This window comes from Sphingomonas sp. BLHR8 (assembly GCF_056821725.1).
The window spans coordinates 1628476-1641399 of sequence record NZ_JBPDIM010000001.1 but is presented as its reverse complement, the minus strand read 5'-3'; the positions used below and the strand labels follow the sequence as shown (position 1 = coordinate 1641399).

Genomic DNA, 12924 nt, shown 5'->3' with positions numbered 1-12924 from the left:
ACCATGGCACTCAAGAACTACAACCCGACCAGCCCCGCACGGCGCGGCCTGATCCTCGTCGACAAGTCGGCGCTGTGGAAAGGCAAGCCCGTCAAGGCGCTGACCGAAGGCAAGCGCAAGACCGGCGGCCGCAACAACATGGGCCACGTCACCTCGCGCGGGATCGCCGGCGGCCACAAGCAGAAGTACCGCTACGTCGACTTCAAGCGGCGCAAGTGGGACATGCCGGCGACCGTCGAGCGGCTCGAGTACGATCCCAACCGGTCGGCATTCATCGCGCTGGTGAAGTATGAGGACGGCGAGCTCGCTTACATCCTCGCGCCGCAGCGTCTCGCCGCGGGCGACACCGTCGTCGCGGGTGCGAAGGTGGACGTGAAGCCCGGCAATGCGATGCTGCTGTCGCAGATGCCAGTCGGCACGATCATCCACAACATCGAGATGAAGCCGGGCAAGGGCGGGCAGATCGCTCGTTCGGCCGGCACCTATGCGCAGCTCGTCGGTCGCGATCGCGGCATGGTGATCGTGCGTCTGGGCTCGGGCGAGCAGCGCTACGTGCGCGGCGACTGCATGGGCACGGTGGGTGCGGTGTCGAACCCCGACAACGCCAACCAGAACCTTGCCAAGGCCGGTCGCAATCGCTGGCTCGGCAAGCGTCCGCTGACCCGCGGCGTCGCCAAGAACCCGGTCGATCACCCGCACGGCGGTGGTGAAGGCCGGACCTCGGGCGGTCGTCACCCGGTCACCCCGTGGGGCAAGCCGACCAAGGGCGCGCGCACGCGGCACAACAAGGCGACGGACAAGTTCATCATCCGCAGCCGTCACGCGAAGAAGAAGAGGTAAGCCATGGCCCGCTCGGTCTGGAAGGGTCCGTTCGTGGACCTGCATCTCCTGAAGAAGGCGGAAGCGGCTTCGGAAGGTGGCAATCGTGCGCCGATCAAGACCTGGTCGCGCCGCAGCACTATCCTCCCGCAGTTCGTGGGGCTGACCTTCAACGTCTATAACGGGCGCAAGCATGTGCCCGTCTCGGTCAACGAGGACATGGTCGGCATGAAGCTCGGCGAATTTGCGCCGACGCGCTTCTTCCCGGGTCACGCTGCCGACAAGAAGGGCAAGCGCTAATGGGCAAGGCAGCCGCTCCCCGTCGCGTGGGCGACAATCAGGCGCTCGCCGTGGGCACGCAGATCCGCGGCTCGGCGCAGAAGCTCGGCCTCGTCGCCGCGCTCATCCGTGGTCGCAAGGTCGAGGAAGCGCTGAACGTGCTCTCCTTCTCCAAGCGCGCGATGGCCGTCGACGTGAAGAAGGTGCTCCAGAGCGCCATCGCCAACGCCGAAAACAACCACAACCTCGACGTGGACGCGCTGGTCGTCAGCGAAGCGAGCGTCGGCAAGTCGATCACGATGAAGCGCTTCCATGCCCGCGGGCGTGGCAAGTCGACGCGGATCGAAAAGCCGTTCAGCCGCATCCGCATCGTCGTCGAACAGAGCGAAGAGGCGTAACGTCATGGGTCACAAGACCAACCCCGTCGGCCTCCGGCTGCAGGTCAACCGCACCTGGGACAGCCGCTGGTACGCGGAAGGCGCCGAGTACGGCCGCATGCTGCTCGAGGATCTGCGGATCCGCAGCCACATCATGAAGACGCTGCCGCAGGCGGCGATCTCCAAGGTGGTGATCGAGCGCCCGGCGAAGCTGTGCCGCATTAACGTCTATGCCGCGCGCCCCGGCGTGATCATCGGCAAGAAGGGTGCGGACATCGACAAGCTGAAGAAGGCGCTGGGTTCGATGACCCAGGCCGAGGTCAGCCTGAACATCGTCGAAATCCGCAAGCCGGAAGTCGACGCCCGCCTCGTCGCGCAGGGTATCGCCGATCAGCTGGAACGCCGCGTGGCGTTCCGCCGGGCGATGAAGCGCGCGGTGCAGTCGGCGATGCGCCTTGGTGCGGAAGGTATCCGGATCAACAGCGCGGGTCGCCTGGGTGGCGCGGAAATCGCACGGACCGAATGGTACCGCGAAGGCCGCGTGCCGCTCCACACGCTGCGCGCTAACGTCGACTATGCCGAAGCCGAAGCGCACACCGCCTATGGCGTGTGCGGGATCAAGGTGTGGATCTTCAAGGGCGAGATTTTTGCCCATGATCCGCTCGCGACCGATCGGCTGATGCTTGAATCGCAGACCTCGGGCGTCCGTCCGGCGCGCGAAGACCGCAGGAACTAAGTCGTCATGTTGCAACCGAAACGCACCAAGTTCCGCAAGGCGCACAAGGGCCGCATCCACGGCGAAGCGAAGGGCGGCACCGCGCTCAACTTCGGCGCCTACGGCCTCAAGGCGATGGAGCCGGAACGCATCACCGCCCGGCAGATCGAAGCGGCGCGCCGCGCGATCACGCGTCACATCCGCCGTCAGGGCCGGCTGTGGATCCGCGTCTTCCCCGATGTGCCGGTGAGCTCGAAGCCCGCCGAAGTCCGCATGGGCTCGGGCAAGGGCGCGCCTGAATATTGGGCGGCGCGCGTCAAGCCCGGCCGCATCCTGTTCGAGCTCGACGGCGTCCCCGGCCCGCTCGCAGCGGAAGCGTTCGAGCGTGCGGCGATGAAGCTGCCGATCAAGACCAAGGTTGTTGCTCGCCTGGGCGACACCAGCCACCTGGGAGGCGAATGATGGCCAAGCCGATCGAAGACCTGCGTCAGCAGAGCGACGACCAGCTGTCGGAGCGCCTGGGTGACCTGAAGCGCGAGGCCTTCAACCTGCGTTTCCAGTCGGCCACCGGGCAGCTCGAGCGCCCGGCCCGCGTGCGCGAGGTGCGTCGCACCATCGCGCAGATCAAGACGCTGCAGACGCAGCGCTCGGCGGAAGCCAAGCGCGCCGACGCCGCGCCGGCGAATTGAGGACGTAAGCGATGCCGAAGCGCATTCTGCAGGGCACCGTGGTGTCCGACAAGGGCGACAAGACGGTCGTGGTCAAGGTCGAGCGCCGGGTGAAGCACCCGCTGTACGGCAAGATCATCCGCCTTTCGAAGAAGTACCACGCGCACGACGAGGACAACGCGTTCTCGGAAGGTCAGGTGGTGCGGATCGAAGAAACCCGCCCGATCAGCAAGACCAAGACGTGGCGTGTGCTCGACAAGGTCGACACGCACTCGCGGCCCAAGGGTTCGGTCGATGCCGCTCCCGCCCCGGCCCCCGAAGACGCCGCGGCCTGAGGGTCACAGAGAAGTAACCGGAACCGCCGGGCACGCGCTCGGTAGGCCAGACGTGAGGATACGGATCGATGATCCAGATGCAGTCCAACCTCGACGTCGCCGACAACAGCGGCGCGAAGCGCGTCCAGTGCATCAAGGTGCTGGGCGGGTCGAAGCGTCGCTTTGCGGGCGTCGGCGACGTGATCGTCGTGTCGATCAAGGATGCGGCCCCGCGCGGTCGCGTCAAGAAGGGCGACGTTCACCGCGCGATCATCGTGCGCACGGCGAAGGACATCCGCCGCGCCGATGGCAGCGTGATCCGCTTCGACGGCAATGCCGCGGTGCTGATCAACAAGAACCAGGAGCCGATCGGCACCCGTATCTTTGGCCCGGTGGTGCGCGAATTGCGCAACCGCGGTGCAATGAAGATCATCAGCCTGGCGCCGGAGGTGCTCTGACCATGGCCGCGAAGATCAAGAAGGGTGACAGCGTCGTCGTCCTGTCCGGCAAGGACAAGGGCAAGACCGGCACCGTCGCCAGCGTCCACCCCAAGGACGGCAAGGTTGTCGTCGAAGGCGTCAACATGATCACCCGTCATGTGAAGCCGTCGCAGACCAATCCGCAGGGCGGGATCGAGCGTCGTGAAGCGCCGATGGCGCTGTGCAAGGTTGCGGTCGCCGATCCCAAGTCGGGCGCGGCCACCCGCGTTCGTTTCGAAACCCGCGACGGCAAGAAAGTGCGCGTCGCGGTGAAGTCCGGGGAGCTGATCAATGGCTGATCGCTACATCCCGCGCCTCAAGCGCGACTATGACGAGCGCATCGTTCAGGCGATGACCGAGAAGTTCAGCTACGCGAACCGTTTCGCGGTGCCGAAGCTCGACAAGATCGTCATCAACATGGGCGTCGGTGAGGCGGTCCAGGACAAGAAGAAGGTCGAGACCGCCGCGGCGGAACTCGAGCTGATCGCTGGTCAGAAGCCCGTCATCACCAAGGCGAAGAAGTCGATCGCCAGCTTCAAGCTGCGCGAAGGCATGCCGATCGGCGTCAAGGTGACGCTGCGTCGCGAGCGCATGTACGAATTCCTCGACCGCCTGGTGACGATCGCCATGCCGCGCATCCGCGACTTCCGTGGATTGAACCCGAAGAGCTTCGACGGGCGCGGCAACTACGCGATGGGTCTCAAGGAGCAGTTGATTTTTCCGGAAATCAGCTACGACAAGATCGAGAAGGTGCGGGGGATGGACATCATCATCGCCACCACCGCGACCACCGACGAAGAGGCGCGCGAGCTGCTGCGTCTGTTCAACTTCCCCTTCCCGAAGGACGAGACGGTCGCGCAGGCGGCCTGAACCCTTCCTTCGACGTGAAAGGCTAGAACTTAAGTCATGGCGAAACTGAGTTCGATCAACAAGAACGAGAAGCGCAAGGCAATGGTCGTCAAGTACGCCGGTCGCTATGCGCGGCTGAAGGCGACGGCGAACGACCAGAGCCTCGACGAGACGGAGCGGCTGATCGCCCGGCTCAAAATGGCGGAAATTCCGCGCAATGCGAACCCGACCCGCGTGCGCAACCGCTGCGCGCTGACCGGGCGTCCGCGCGCCTATTACCGCAAGTTCCAGCTGTGCCGCGTGCAGCTTCGCGATCTGGCCAACAAGGGCCTGATCCCGGGCGTCGTGAAGTCGAGCTGGTAAGGATCATCCGATGGCAATGACCGATCCCCTGGGTGATATGCTCACCCGCATCCGCAACGGCCAGCGCGCCAAGATGGACAGCGTGATCACGCCGGCGTCGAAGCTGCGCGCGCGCGTGCTCGATGTGCTGCAGCGCGAAGGCTATATCCGCGGATACACCGAAGTCCTGCTGGGCCGCATGGAGCAGCACAAGGGGCTGCGCATCGAGCTCAAGTATTTCGAAGGCGAGCCGGCGATCCGCCACGTGGCCCGCGTTTCGAAGCCGGGCCGCCGCATCTATTCGGGCAGCAAGGAGCTGCCGCGGGTGAAGTCGGGCCTCGGCATCACCATCGTCTCGACGCCGCGCGGCGTGCTTTCGGATGCGGAAGCGCGTGAGAGCAACGTCGGCGGCGAAGTGCTGGCGGAGGTGTTCTGATGAGCCGCATCGGCAAACGTCCGGTCGCCGTCCCCGGCGGCGTCACCGCGACCATCAACGACAACCAGCTGACGGTGAAGGGCGCCAAGGGCCAGCTCTCCATGCCGCTCAGCGACCATGTGCGCTACGATGTGGCCGACGGCCAGATCAGCGTGCAGCCGTCGAACGACACGAAGGACGCTCGCGCGGCCTGGGGGATGCAGCGCACGCTGGTGCAGAACCTCGTCACCGGCGTGACCGAGGGCTTCACCAAGGTACTCGAGATCTCGGGTGTCGGTTATCGTGCGACGGCGCAGGGCAAGAAGCTCAAGCTGCAGCTCGGCTACAGCCACGACGTCGACTATGCGGTGCCGGAGGGGATCGAGATCAAGACCCCCGACAACACCACCGTCGAGATCACCGGCATCGACAAGCAGAAGGTCGGCCAGGTCGCAGCGGAAATCCGCCGCTGGCGTAAGCCCGAGCCGTACAAGGGCAAGGGCATCAAGTATCGCGGCGAGTTCATCTTCCGCAAGGAAGGGAAGAAGAAGTAATGGGCATGGGCATGAAACGCACGCCGTTCGACAAGCGGCGTCAGCGGGTCCGCACCGCGATCCGTTCGCGCGCGGGCGACCGCAAGCGGCTGTCGGTCTATCGGTCGGGCCAGCACATCTATGCGCAGCTGATCGACGATGCGGCAGGCCGCACGCTCGCTTCGGCCTCGACGCTCGACAAGGACGTGCGCGGCCAGGCCGGCGCGACCTGCGACGCGGCGCGCGCCGTCGGGCAGCGCATTGCCGAGCGCGCCAAGGAAGCCGGCGTCACCCGCGTCGTCTTCGACCGTGGCGGCTACCTCTTCCACGGGCGGGTGAAGGCGCTGGCGGATGCCGCGCGTGAAGGCGGACTGGAGTTCTGACGATGGCTGACGATCCCACCCAGAACGAGGTCATCACCCCCGAGGTGACCGCGCAGGACGCGCAGGGCCTCGCCCCCGAGCAGCACCAGTCGCGCGGTCCGCGCGGCGGGCGTGGCGGCGGTCGCGACGGCAACCGCGGTCGCGGCGGCCGTGACGGCAACCGTGGTCGGCGCGACGATCGTCGCGGCGGCGGCGAAGAGGGCGGCGAAGAGCTGATCGAAAAGCTCGTCCACATCAACCGCGTCTCGAAGACGGTGAAGGGCGGCAAGCGCTTCGGCTTTGCGGCGCTGGTCGTGGTCGGCGACGGCAAGGGCCGCGTCGGTTTCGGTCACGGCAAGGCGCGCGAAGTGCCGGAAGCGATCTCGAAGGGCACCGCCGCTGCGAAGCGTGCAATGGTCCGCGTGCCGCTGAAGGATGGTCGCACACTGCACCATGACGGCGTCGGCCACTTCGGTGCGGGCCTCGTCAACGTGCGTTCGGCGCCGCAGGGGACCGGCATCATCGCCGGTGGTCCGATGCGTGCGGTGTTCGAAGCGCTCGGTGTTGCCGACGTCGTGACGAAGTCGAACGGCACGTCGAACCCCTATAACATGATCCGCGCGACCTTTGCCGCGCTCACCACGCAGACCAGCCCCAAGTCGGTGGCGCAGCGTCGCGGCAAGAAGATCGCCGATCTTCTCGGCCGTGGCGGTTCGCAGACCGCCGAGGCGGACGCGGCTGCGCTGACGGAGTAATCGGGCGATGGCCGACAAGAAGATGATGAAGGTGCGTCAGATCGGTTCGCCGATCCGCCGTCCCAAGGACCAGCGCAAGATCCTCACCGGCCTCGGCCTCGGCAAGCTGCATCGCGTTGTCGAGCTCGAGGACACCCCGTCCACCCGCGGCATGGTTCACGCCGTGCGGCACATGGTGGAAGTGGTCGAGGAATAAGCCTGACGGCTTGACCGGACCCGGCGCCCGCCCCAGTGGCGGGCGTCACCTTTTTCAGCGCGAACGAAGCGAAAGCGAGTGCAGACCATGAATCTCAACGACCTCCGCGACAATCCTGGTGCCCGCAAGCAGCGCATGCGCGTCGGCCGCGGCATCGGCTCGGGCAAGGGCAAGACCGCAGGGCGCGGCCAGAAAGGTGCCAAGGCGCGCTCGGGCGTCAGCGTCTACGGCTTCGAAGGCGGCCAGATGCCGCTGCACATGCGGCTGCCAAAGCGCGGCTTCAACAACGTCTTCGCCAAGGATTACGCCATCGTAAACCTCGGCATGATCCAGAAGCTGGTGGATGCCGGCAAGCTGGAGGCCGGCGCGACCGTCGACCAGGCCGCGCTGCAGGCGGCGGGCGTCGCGCGCGGCGGCAAGGACGGCGTGCGGCTGCTCGGCAAGGGCGAACTCACGACGAAGCTCGCCTTCTCCGTCGCCGGCGCGTCGAAGGGCGCAATCGAAGCGGTCGAGAAGCTCGGCGGTTCGGTAACGCTGCTCGCGCCGAAGGCCGACGCGACCGCAGAGACGACCGAAGCCTGAGGCTTCGACCGGGGGGCGCTCCATTCGCGGGGCGCCCCCTGTTGCTTCGGCACGGAAAGCCTGTGCCATCTCGCCCACACTTGCGTTTGGCGTAGCACGCTCGCAGATGGGCTTTTCATCGGCGCCGCGACGCACGCGGGCCCTCCTATCAGTCGAGTGAAGCGACATGGCGACCCGCGCCGACCAGATGGCGATGAGCCTAGATTTCAGCAAATTCGGCCAGGCCACCGAGCTCAAGAACCGGCTGTGGTTCACGCTCGGCGCGCTGGTCGTGTTTCGCGCGCTGTCGTTCGTGCCGATCCCCGGGGTCGACCCGGTGGCGATGAACCAGCTCTACAGCCAAGCGGCGTCGGGCGGCATCCTCGATCTGTTCAACACCTTCTCGGGCGGCAGCCTCGAGCGGATGAGCATCATCGCGCTCGGCGTGATGCCCTACATCACCGCGTCGATCGTGGTGCAGCTTGCCGCGGCGCTTTCGCCGACGCTGGGCGCGCTCAAGAAAGAGGGCGAGAGCGGGCGCAAGAAGCTCAACCAATATACCCGCTACGGCACGGTCGCGCTGACCGCGGTGCAGGGCTGGTTCATCGCCTCGGGCCTCGAAACGCTGGGCGCCAGCCAGGGCATCGCTGCGGTGGTCAACCCTGGCCTGCTGTTCAAGATCAGCGCGGTGGTGACGCTGATCGGCGGCACCATGTTCCTGATGTGGCTGGGTGAGCAGATCACGCAGCGCGGGATCGGCAATGGCGTCTCACTGATCATCATGGCGGGCATCGTCGCCAGCATGCCGCGCACCATCGCGCAGCTGTTCGAGCAGGGCCGGACCGGCGACAAGGGGCCGCTGCTGATAGCCGCGCTGCTGATCGGCGCCTTTGCGGTGATCTGGGCGATCAGCTTCATGGAGCGTGCGCAGCGGCGCGTGCTGGTGCAATATCCCAAGCGCATGACCGCGCAAGGCCGTGCGCAGCAGGAGCGCAGTCACCTGCCGCTCAAGGTCAACACCGCCGGCGTCATCCCGCCGATCTTTGCGAGCTCGCTGCTGCTGCTGCCGCTGACGATCACGCAGTTTCTCGGTCAGCGGGTGAACGAGGAAACAGTGTGGGGTTCGGCGCTGCTGAAGCTCAACCAGTGGTTCGCGCACGGCCAGCCGCTGTACATGGCGCTCTACGCCGCGGGCATCATCTTCTTCGCGTTCTTCTACGTGGCGGTGGTGTTCAACCCCGAAGAGACGGCGGACAATTTGAAGCGGCAGGGTGGGTTCATCCCCGGCTATCGCCCGGGGCAGGCGACCAGCAACTACCTCGATTATGTGCTGACGCGCATTACGGTGGTGGGCGCGATCTACCTCGCGGTGATCTGCCTCATTCCGGAGTGGGTCACGTCGGCGACGGGTGTAGGGCTTGCGCTGGGCGGCACGAGCCTGCTGATCCTCGTCAACGTCACGATCGACACGGTGGCACAGATTCAGAGCCATCTGCTCGCGCATCAGTATGCCGACCTGATCAAGAAAGCGAAGCTCAAGGGTCGGTTGCGCTGATCCTCCGGGCTCGGCACAACGGACGGCTTGAAGGCTGAAGGGGACGGCTGAATGGCGCTCGACATCATCCTGCTTGGACCACCGGGCGCCGGTAAGGGCACGCAGGCGGCGCGGCTCAAGGATCGTTACGGCATGGTGCAGCTGTCGACCGGCGACATGCTGCGCGCGGCGGTCAAGGCGGGGACGCCGATCGGGCTGCAGGCCAAGGCGGTGATGGAAGCCGGCGAACTCGTCTCGGACGAGATCGTCTCAGGGTTGATCGGCGAGCAGCTCGATGTGCTCGGGCACGATACGCCGGTGGCGTTCGACGGTTATCCGCGCACCGAACGCCAGGCCGAGGCGTTGGACCAGCTGCTCGCGTCGCGGAGTCGAACGCTCGATCATGTGATCGAGCTCGAGGTCGACGAGGACGCGCTGGTGCAGCGGATCAGCGGCCGTTTCTCCTGCGCAAATTGCGGCGCGCCGTACCACGACCTGTTCGAACGTCCGAAGGTCGAGGGCGTCTGCGACCATTGCGGCAGCACCGAATTCAAACGCCGCCCCGACGACAACGCGGAGACGGTTCGCACCCGGCTCGCGGAATATCGCGCGAAGACCGCGCCGATCCTGCCGGTCTATGAAGCGCGCGGGCTGGTGCGCTGCGTCGACGGGATGGCGGATATCGATGCGGTCACAGCGGCGATCGAGGCGATCCTCGACGCGGACCCGATCGACGACTGAGGCGCTCGGGGGGTCGCCTTGGCTCGCTAGCTTCGGCAGCGTTCGAGCAAGTGGATGAGTTCCGCGCGCACCGGCAGAATCAGCGGCGCAACCCCCGAACCTTCCAGCACGAACCGCCCGCGGCTGTAGCTGACCTCGTCCCACATCGGCGAGCGTGCACTGCTGGTGGCGGAAAGTGTCGGCGTCGTGCCAGTGTCGTGCACGGCCGGGAGGTGATGCTCGCCATAGCTGGTGCGGACGCGCAGATGATGGCGCGGCGTGACGCTCAACCCTTGCGCCAGGCGCACGAGCGTCAGCTGGCCTCGCTCGCACGACAGCGCCGCCTCGGCCCGGCCGCCGGCGACGCCGAACTGCGCCGAAGTGGCGCTGCCGTCCTGTCGCAGCCGCCATTCGCCCGGTGAGAGATTGGCGACGTCCCAATTGTCTGGCGCGCGTTCGCTGCTCACGACCGGTGGCACCGGCGACGGGACCGGGCGCTGGACCGGCGGCGGCGTGGGAGCTGGAGCACGCGGGGCCGCGCAAGCGGTGAGCGCGAGCGCAAAGCCGCTCGCGGCGAGAAGGGAAGCACGCATGGCGCCGCTATGCCCGGCGGGGTGCCGGGCGGCAAGCGTGGGCCTGCGAGTGGAAGTGCCCGGCCATTTCGACGCCGTTGCGTAAACAGGATGCTGGGCTGGGCTTTTCCCGGTTCGCCGCAAACACAGCCCGGCCCCGGATCAGGTCCGGGGCGACGTTGCCGGGTTGGGTTACGTCCTCTTCAATTCGACCGCCCCCAACTCTTGCGCTTGGTGCGATAGCGGTCCTTGCGCGTGCCGGGCTTGCCTTCGTTGCTGCGGCCGATGGCCGGCGCGACATGCTCCGATGAAGGGAGGCCAAGCTCGTCGTTCTCGAGCTTGCGGATCTCGTCGCGCAGCCGCGCCGCGGTCTCGAACTCGAGGTCGCCGGCGGCCTTGCGCATCTGCGCTTCGAGGTCCTGGATGTAGGCGCGGAGGTTGTGCCCCGCGCCGCCTTGCGCCGGGGCGGGGAGGGCGGGGGCGACCTCCTCGGGGCGAACGTGCGCGACGATGTCGGCCACTGCGCGGACGACCGTGGTCGGGGTGATGCCGTGCTCGGCATTATACTCGCGCTGCTTCTCGCGGCGGCGTTCGGTTTCCGCCATCGCCCGCTCCATCGAGCCGGTGATCCGGTCGGCGTAGAGGATGACCTTGCCCTCCGCGTTGCGCGCGGCGCGGCCGATGGTCTGGATGAGCGAAGTTTCGCTGCGCAGGAATCCTTCCTTGTCGGCGTCGAGGATCGCCACCAGCCCGCACTCGGGAATGTCGAGCCCTTCGCGCAGCAGGTTGATGCCGACCAGCACGTCATAGACGCCAAGCCGCAGGTCGCGGATTAGCTCGATGCGCTCGAGGGTCTCGACGTCGCTGTGCATGTAGCGGACCTTGAGCCCCGCCTCGTGCAGATATTCGGTGAGGTCCTCCGCCATGCGCTTGGTGAGCGTGGTGACGAGCGTGCGATAGCCCTTGGCCGCGGTCGCCTTGGCTTCCGCGATGAGGTCGTCGACCTGCTCCTCGATCGGGCGGATCTCGACTGGCGGGTCGATGAGGCCGGTGGGGCGGATGACCTGTTCGGAGAACACCCCCGCGGTGCGCTCCATCTCCCACGGGCCGGGGGTCGCCGAGACGAACGTCGTCTGCGGGCGCATCGCGTCCCATTCGTTGAAGCGCAGCGGGCGGTTGTCGATGCAGCTCGGCAGGCGAAAGCCATATTCGGCGAGCGTAATCTTTCGCCGGTGGTCGCCGCGCGCCATCGCGCCGATCTGCGGCACCGTCTGGTGGCTTTCGTCGACGAACAGCAGCGCGTTTTCGGGAAGATACTCGAACAGCGTCGGCGGCGGTTCGCCGGGGAGGCGGCCGGTGAGAAAGCGGCTGTAATTCTCAATCCCCGCGCAGCTCCCCGTCGCCGCGATCATCTCGAGGTCGAAGTTGGTGCGCTGTTCGAGCCGCTGCGCTTCGAGCAGGCGCCCTTCCGCGGTCAGCTCTTTTAGCCGCTCCTCGAGCTCATGCTTGATTGCTTCGCTCGCCTGCTTGAGCGTCGGCCCCGGCGTCACATAGTGCGAGTTGGCATAGACGCGGACGTGGTTGAGGCTCGCCGATTTCTTGCCGGTGAGCGGGTCGAACTCGTCGATCCCTTCGATCTCGTCGCCGAAGAAGGTGACGCGCCAGGCGCTGTCTTCATAGTGCGAGGGGAAGATTTCAAGGCTGTCGCCGCGCACGCGAAAGTTGCCGCGCGAGAAACCGGCGTCGTTGCGCTTATACTGCAGCGCGACCAGCTTTCTGATGATCTCCTGCCGGTCAACGCTCGTCCCCTTCTTGAGGTCGAAGATCATCGCCGAATAGGTTTCGACCGAGCCGATACCGTAAAGACAGCTGACCGATGCGACGATGAGCACGTCGTCGCGCTCGAGCAGCGATCGCGTCGCCGAATGGCGCATGCGGTCGATCGCCTCGTTGGTCGACGATTCCTTCTCGATGTACGTGTCGGTGCGCGGGACGTACGCCTCGGGCTGATAATAGTCGTAATAGCTGACGAAATATTCGACCGCATTGTCGGGGAAAAAGCTCTTGAACTCCCCGTAGAGCTGCGCGGCGAGGATCTTGTTGGGCGCGAGCACCAGCGCGGGACGCTGCAACGCTTCGACCACCTTGGCCATGGTGAAGGTCTTGCCCGAGCCGGTGACGCCGAGCAGGACCTGGTCGCGCTCGCCCTGCTGCGCGGCTTCGACCAGTTCGGCGATAGCGGTGGGCTGGTCGCCCGCGGCCTCATATTCGCTGTGTAGCACGAACCGCTTGCCGCCCTCGTTCTTCGGTGGGCGCGCGGGGCGGTGCGGCTGGAAATCCTCGCCGGTTTCCGGTTCGGCGAGGCTGGTGCGGATCTGAATGGCCATCGCACACCGATATGGGCGCGCGAGCGGGCCGCGGCAATCGCCGCCCC

Annotated in this window: 21 protein-coding genes; 19 read left to right on the top strand and 2 right to left on the bottom strand. The window is 66.3% G+C overall.

Annotation, left to right across the window (positions count from 1 at the left end):
• Positions 1–3: 3 nt before the first annotated feature.
• The 19 genes from rplB to ACRYJK_RS08125 all read left to right on the top strand — a co-directional run bounded on the left by rplB (position 4) and on the right by ACRYJK_RS08125 (position 9939).
• A complete protein-coding gene (rplB, locus tag ACRYJK_RS08215) occupies positions 4–840 on the top strand; it encodes a 50S ribosomal protein L2 (RefSeq protein ID WP_482667042.1) in 837 nt (278 codons plus the stop codon).
• Positions 841–843: 3 nt separating this feature from the next.
• A complete protein-coding gene (gene rpsS, locus ACRYJK_RS08210) occupies positions 844–1119 on the top strand; it encodes a 30S ribosomal protein S19 (RefSeq protein ID WP_482667041.1) in 276 nt (91 codons plus the stop codon).
• Positions 1119–1496 carry a 50S ribosomal protein L22 gene (rplV, locus tag ACRYJK_RS08205; RefSeq protein ID WP_482667040.1) on the top strand — a complete coding sequence of 126 codons (378 nt, stop codon included), beginning with the start codon at positions 1119–1121 and terminating at the stop codon, positions 1494–1496. The genes rpsS and rplV overlap by 1 nt, the downstream gene beginning before the upstream one ends.
• 4 nt (positions 1497–1500) lie before the next feature.
• On the top strand, positions 1501–2211 hold the full coding sequence (gene rpsC / locus ACRYJK_RS08200; protein WP_482667039.1) for a 30S ribosomal protein S3: 711 nt from the start codon (positions 1501–1503) through the stop codon (positions 2209–2211).
• A 6-nt stretch (positions 2212–2217) separates the two neighbouring features.
• Positions 2218–2652, top strand: a complete 435-nt coding sequence (gene rplP / locus ACRYJK_RS08195; protein ID WP_482667038.1) for a 50S ribosomal protein L16 — start codon at positions 2218–2220, stop codon at positions 2650–2652.
• Positions 2652–2879 carry a 50S ribosomal protein L29 gene (gene rpmC / locus ACRYJK_RS08190; RefSeq protein WP_482667037.1) on the top strand — a complete coding sequence of 76 codons (228 nt, stop codon included), beginning with the start codon at positions 2652–2654 and terminating at the stop codon, positions 2877–2879. Before rplP ends, rpmC begins: the two co-directional genes overlap by 1 nt.
• An 11-nt stretch (positions 2880–2890) precedes the next feature.
• The gene (rpsQ, locus tag ACRYJK_RS08185) at positions 2891–3193 is read left to right on the top strand and encodes a 30S ribosomal protein S17 (protein ID WP_482667036.1); all 303 of its coding nucleotides are present in this window, start codon (positions 2891–2893) and stop codon (positions 3191–3193) included.
• A gap of 68 nt (positions 3194–3261) precedes the next feature.
• Positions 3262–3630, top strand: coding sequence for a 50S ribosomal protein L14 (gene rplN, locus ACRYJK_RS08180; RefSeq protein ID WP_482667035.1), 369 nt, complete (start codon positions 3262–3264; stop codon positions 3628–3630).
• Positions 3631–3632: 2 nt separating this feature from the next.
• Positions 3633–3950, top strand: coding sequence for a 50S ribosomal protein L24 (rplX, locus tag ACRYJK_RS08175; RefSeq protein WP_482667034.1), 318 nt, complete (start codon positions 3633–3635; stop codon positions 3948–3950).
• Complete coding sequence (gene rplE / locus ACRYJK_RS08170; protein ID WP_482667033.1) at positions 3943–4521, top strand: 50S ribosomal protein L5; 579 nt, start codon at positions 3943–3945, stop codon at positions 4519–4521. Before rplX ends, rplE begins: the two co-directional genes overlap by 8 nt.
• A 36-nt stretch (positions 4522–4557) precedes the next feature.
• Positions 4558–4863 carry a 30S ribosomal protein S14 gene (gene rpsN / locus ACRYJK_RS08165; protein WP_482667032.1) on the top strand — a complete coding sequence of 102 codons (306 nt, stop codon included), beginning with the start codon at positions 4558–4560 and terminating at the stop codon, positions 4861–4863.
• A gap of 10 nt (positions 4864–4873) precedes the next feature.
• Positions 4874–5278 (top strand): 30S ribosomal protein S8, encoded by a 405-nt coding sequence (gene rpsH / locus ACRYJK_RS08160; RefSeq protein ID WP_482667031.1) that lies wholly within the window; start codon positions 4874–4876, stop codon positions 5276–5278.
• A complete protein-coding gene (rplF, locus tag ACRYJK_RS08155; protein WP_482667030.1) occupies positions 5278–5811 on the top strand; it encodes a 50S ribosomal protein L6 in 534 nt (177 codons plus the stop codon). The genes rpsH and rplF overlap by 1 nt, the downstream gene beginning before the upstream one ends.
• Positions 5812–5822: 11 nt before the next feature.
• Entirely contained in the window at positions 5823–6173 is a 351-nt protein-coding gene (rplR, locus tag ACRYJK_RS08150) for a 50S ribosomal protein L18 (RefSeq protein WP_482667029.1), read from the top strand.
• 2 nt (positions 6174–6175) lie between these two features.
• A complete protein-coding gene (rpsE, locus tag ACRYJK_RS08145; RefSeq protein ID WP_482667028.1) occupies positions 6176–6907 on the top strand; it encodes a 30S ribosomal protein S5 in 732 nt (243 codons plus the stop codon).
• A 7-nt stretch (positions 6908–6914) separates the two neighbouring features.
• On the top strand, positions 6915–7103 hold the full coding sequence (gene rpmD / locus ACRYJK_RS08140) for a 50S ribosomal protein L30 (RefSeq protein ID WP_482667027.1): 189 nt from the start codon (positions 6915–6917) through the stop codon (positions 7101–7103).
• An 87-nt stretch (positions 7104–7190) separates the two neighbouring features.
• Positions 7191–7685, top strand: coding sequence for a 50S ribosomal protein L15 (gene rplO, locus ACRYJK_RS08135; RefSeq protein ID WP_482667026.1), 495 nt, complete (start codon positions 7191–7193; stop codon positions 7683–7685).
• A 166-nt stretch (positions 7686–7851) separates the two neighbouring features.
• A complete protein-coding gene (gene secY, locus ACRYJK_RS08130; protein WP_482667025.1) occupies positions 7852–9219 on the top strand; it encodes a preprotein translocase subunit SecY in 1368 nt (455 codons plus the stop codon).
• Between the two features lie 51 nt (positions 9220–9270).
• The gene (locus ACRYJK_RS08125) at positions 9271–9939 is read left to right on the top strand and encodes an adenylate kinase (RefSeq protein WP_482667024.1); all 669 of its coding nucleotides are present in this window, start codon (positions 9271–9273) and stop codon (positions 9937–9939) included.
• A 26-nt stretch (positions 9940–9965) separates the two neighbouring features.
• Here the strand turns inward: ACRYJK_RS08125 and ACRYJK_RS08120 are convergent, their stop codons facing one another.
• On the bottom strand, positions 9966–10511 hold the full coding sequence (locus ACRYJK_RS08120; protein ID WP_482667023.1) for a hypothetical protein: 546 nt from the start codon (positions 10509–10511) through the stop codon (positions 9966–9968).
• 182 nt (positions 10512–10693) lie between these two features.
• Positions 10694–12877, bottom strand: coding sequence for an excinuclease ABC subunit UvrB (gene uvrB, locus ACRYJK_RS08115; protein ID WP_482667022.1), 2184 nt, complete (start codon positions 12875–12877; stop codon positions 10694–10696).
• Between the last annotated feature and the right edge of the window lie 47 nt (positions 12878–12924).

Excerpts from the sequence above, each read along its gene's own strand:
- rplB (WP_482667042.1), top strand. The coding sequence starts at position 4 with ATGGCACTCAAGAACTACAACCCGACCAGCCCCGCACGGCGCGGCCTG.
- rpsS (WP_482667041.1), top strand. The coding sequence starts at position 844 with ATGGCCCGCTCGGTCTGGAAGGGTCCGTTCGTGGACCTGCATCTCCTG.
- rplV (WP_482667040.1), top strand. The coding sequence starts at position 1,119 with ATGGGCAAGGCAGCCGCTCCCCGTCGCGTGGGCGACAATCAGGCGCTC.
- rpsC (WP_482667039.1), top strand. The coding sequence starts at position 1,501 with ATGGGTCACAAGACCAACCCCGTCGGCCTCCGGCTGCAGGTCAACCGC.
- rplP (WP_482667038.1), top strand. The coding sequence starts at position 2,218 with ATGTTGCAACCGAAACGCACCAAGTTCCGCAAGGCGCACAAGGGCCGC.
- rpmC (WP_482667037.1), top strand. The coding sequence starts at position 2,652 with ATGGCCAAGCCGATCGAAGACCTGCGTCAGCAGAGCGACGACCAGCTG.
- rpsQ (WP_482667036.1), top strand. The coding sequence starts at position 2,891 with ATGCCGAAGCGCATTCTGCAGGGCACCGTGGTGTCCGACAAGGGCGAC.
- rplN (WP_482667035.1), top strand. The coding sequence starts at position 3,262 with ATGATCCAGATGCAGTCCAACCTCGACGTCGCCGACAACAGCGGCGCG.
- rplX (WP_482667034.1), top strand. The coding sequence starts at position 3,633 with ATGGCCGCGAAGATCAAGAAGGGTGACAGCGTCGTCGTCCTGTCCGGC.
- rplE (WP_482667033.1), top strand. The coding sequence starts at position 3,943 with ATGGCTGATCGCTACATCCCGCGCCTCAAGCGCGACTATGACGAGCGC.
- rpsN (WP_482667032.1), top strand. The coding sequence starts at position 4,558 with ATGGCGAAACTGAGTTCGATCAACAAGAACGAGAAGCGCAAGGCAATG.
- rpsH (WP_482667031.1), top strand. The coding sequence starts at position 4,874 with ATGGCAATGACCGATCCCCTGGGTGATATGCTCACCCGCATCCGCAAC.
- rplF (WP_482667030.1), top strand. The coding sequence starts at position 5,278 with ATGAGCCGCATCGGCAAACGTCCGGTCGCCGTCCCCGGCGGCGTCACC.
- rplR (WP_482667029.1), top strand. The coding sequence starts at position 5,823 with ATGAAACGCACGCCGTTCGACAAGCGGCGTCAGCGGGTCCGCACCGCG.
- rpsE (WP_482667028.1), top strand. The coding sequence starts at position 6,176 with ATGGCTGACGATCCCACCCAGAACGAGGTCATCACCCCCGAGGTGACC.
- rpmD (WP_482667027.1), top strand. The coding sequence starts at position 6,915 with ATGGCCGACAAGAAGATGATGAAGGTGCGTCAGATCGGTTCGCCGATC.
- rplO (WP_482667026.1), top strand. The coding sequence starts at position 7,191 with ATGAATCTCAACGACCTCCGCGACAATCCTGGTGCCCGCAAGCAGCGC.
- secY (WP_482667025.1), top strand. The coding sequence starts at position 7,852 with ATGGCGACCCGCGCCGACCAGATGGCGATGAGCCTAGATTTCAGCAAA.
- ACRYJK_RS08125 (WP_482667024.1), top strand. The coding sequence starts at position 9,271 with ATGGCGCTCGACATCATCCTGCTTGGACCACCGGGCGCCGGTAAGGGC.
- ACRYJK_RS08120 (WP_482667023.1), bottom strand. The coding sequence starts at position 10,511 with ATGCGTGCTTCCCTTCTCGCCGCGAGCGGCTTTGCGCTCGCGCTCACC.
- uvrB (WP_482667022.1), bottom strand. The coding sequence starts at position 12,877 with ATGGCCATTCAGATCCGCACCAGCCTCGCCGAACCGGAAACCGGCGAG.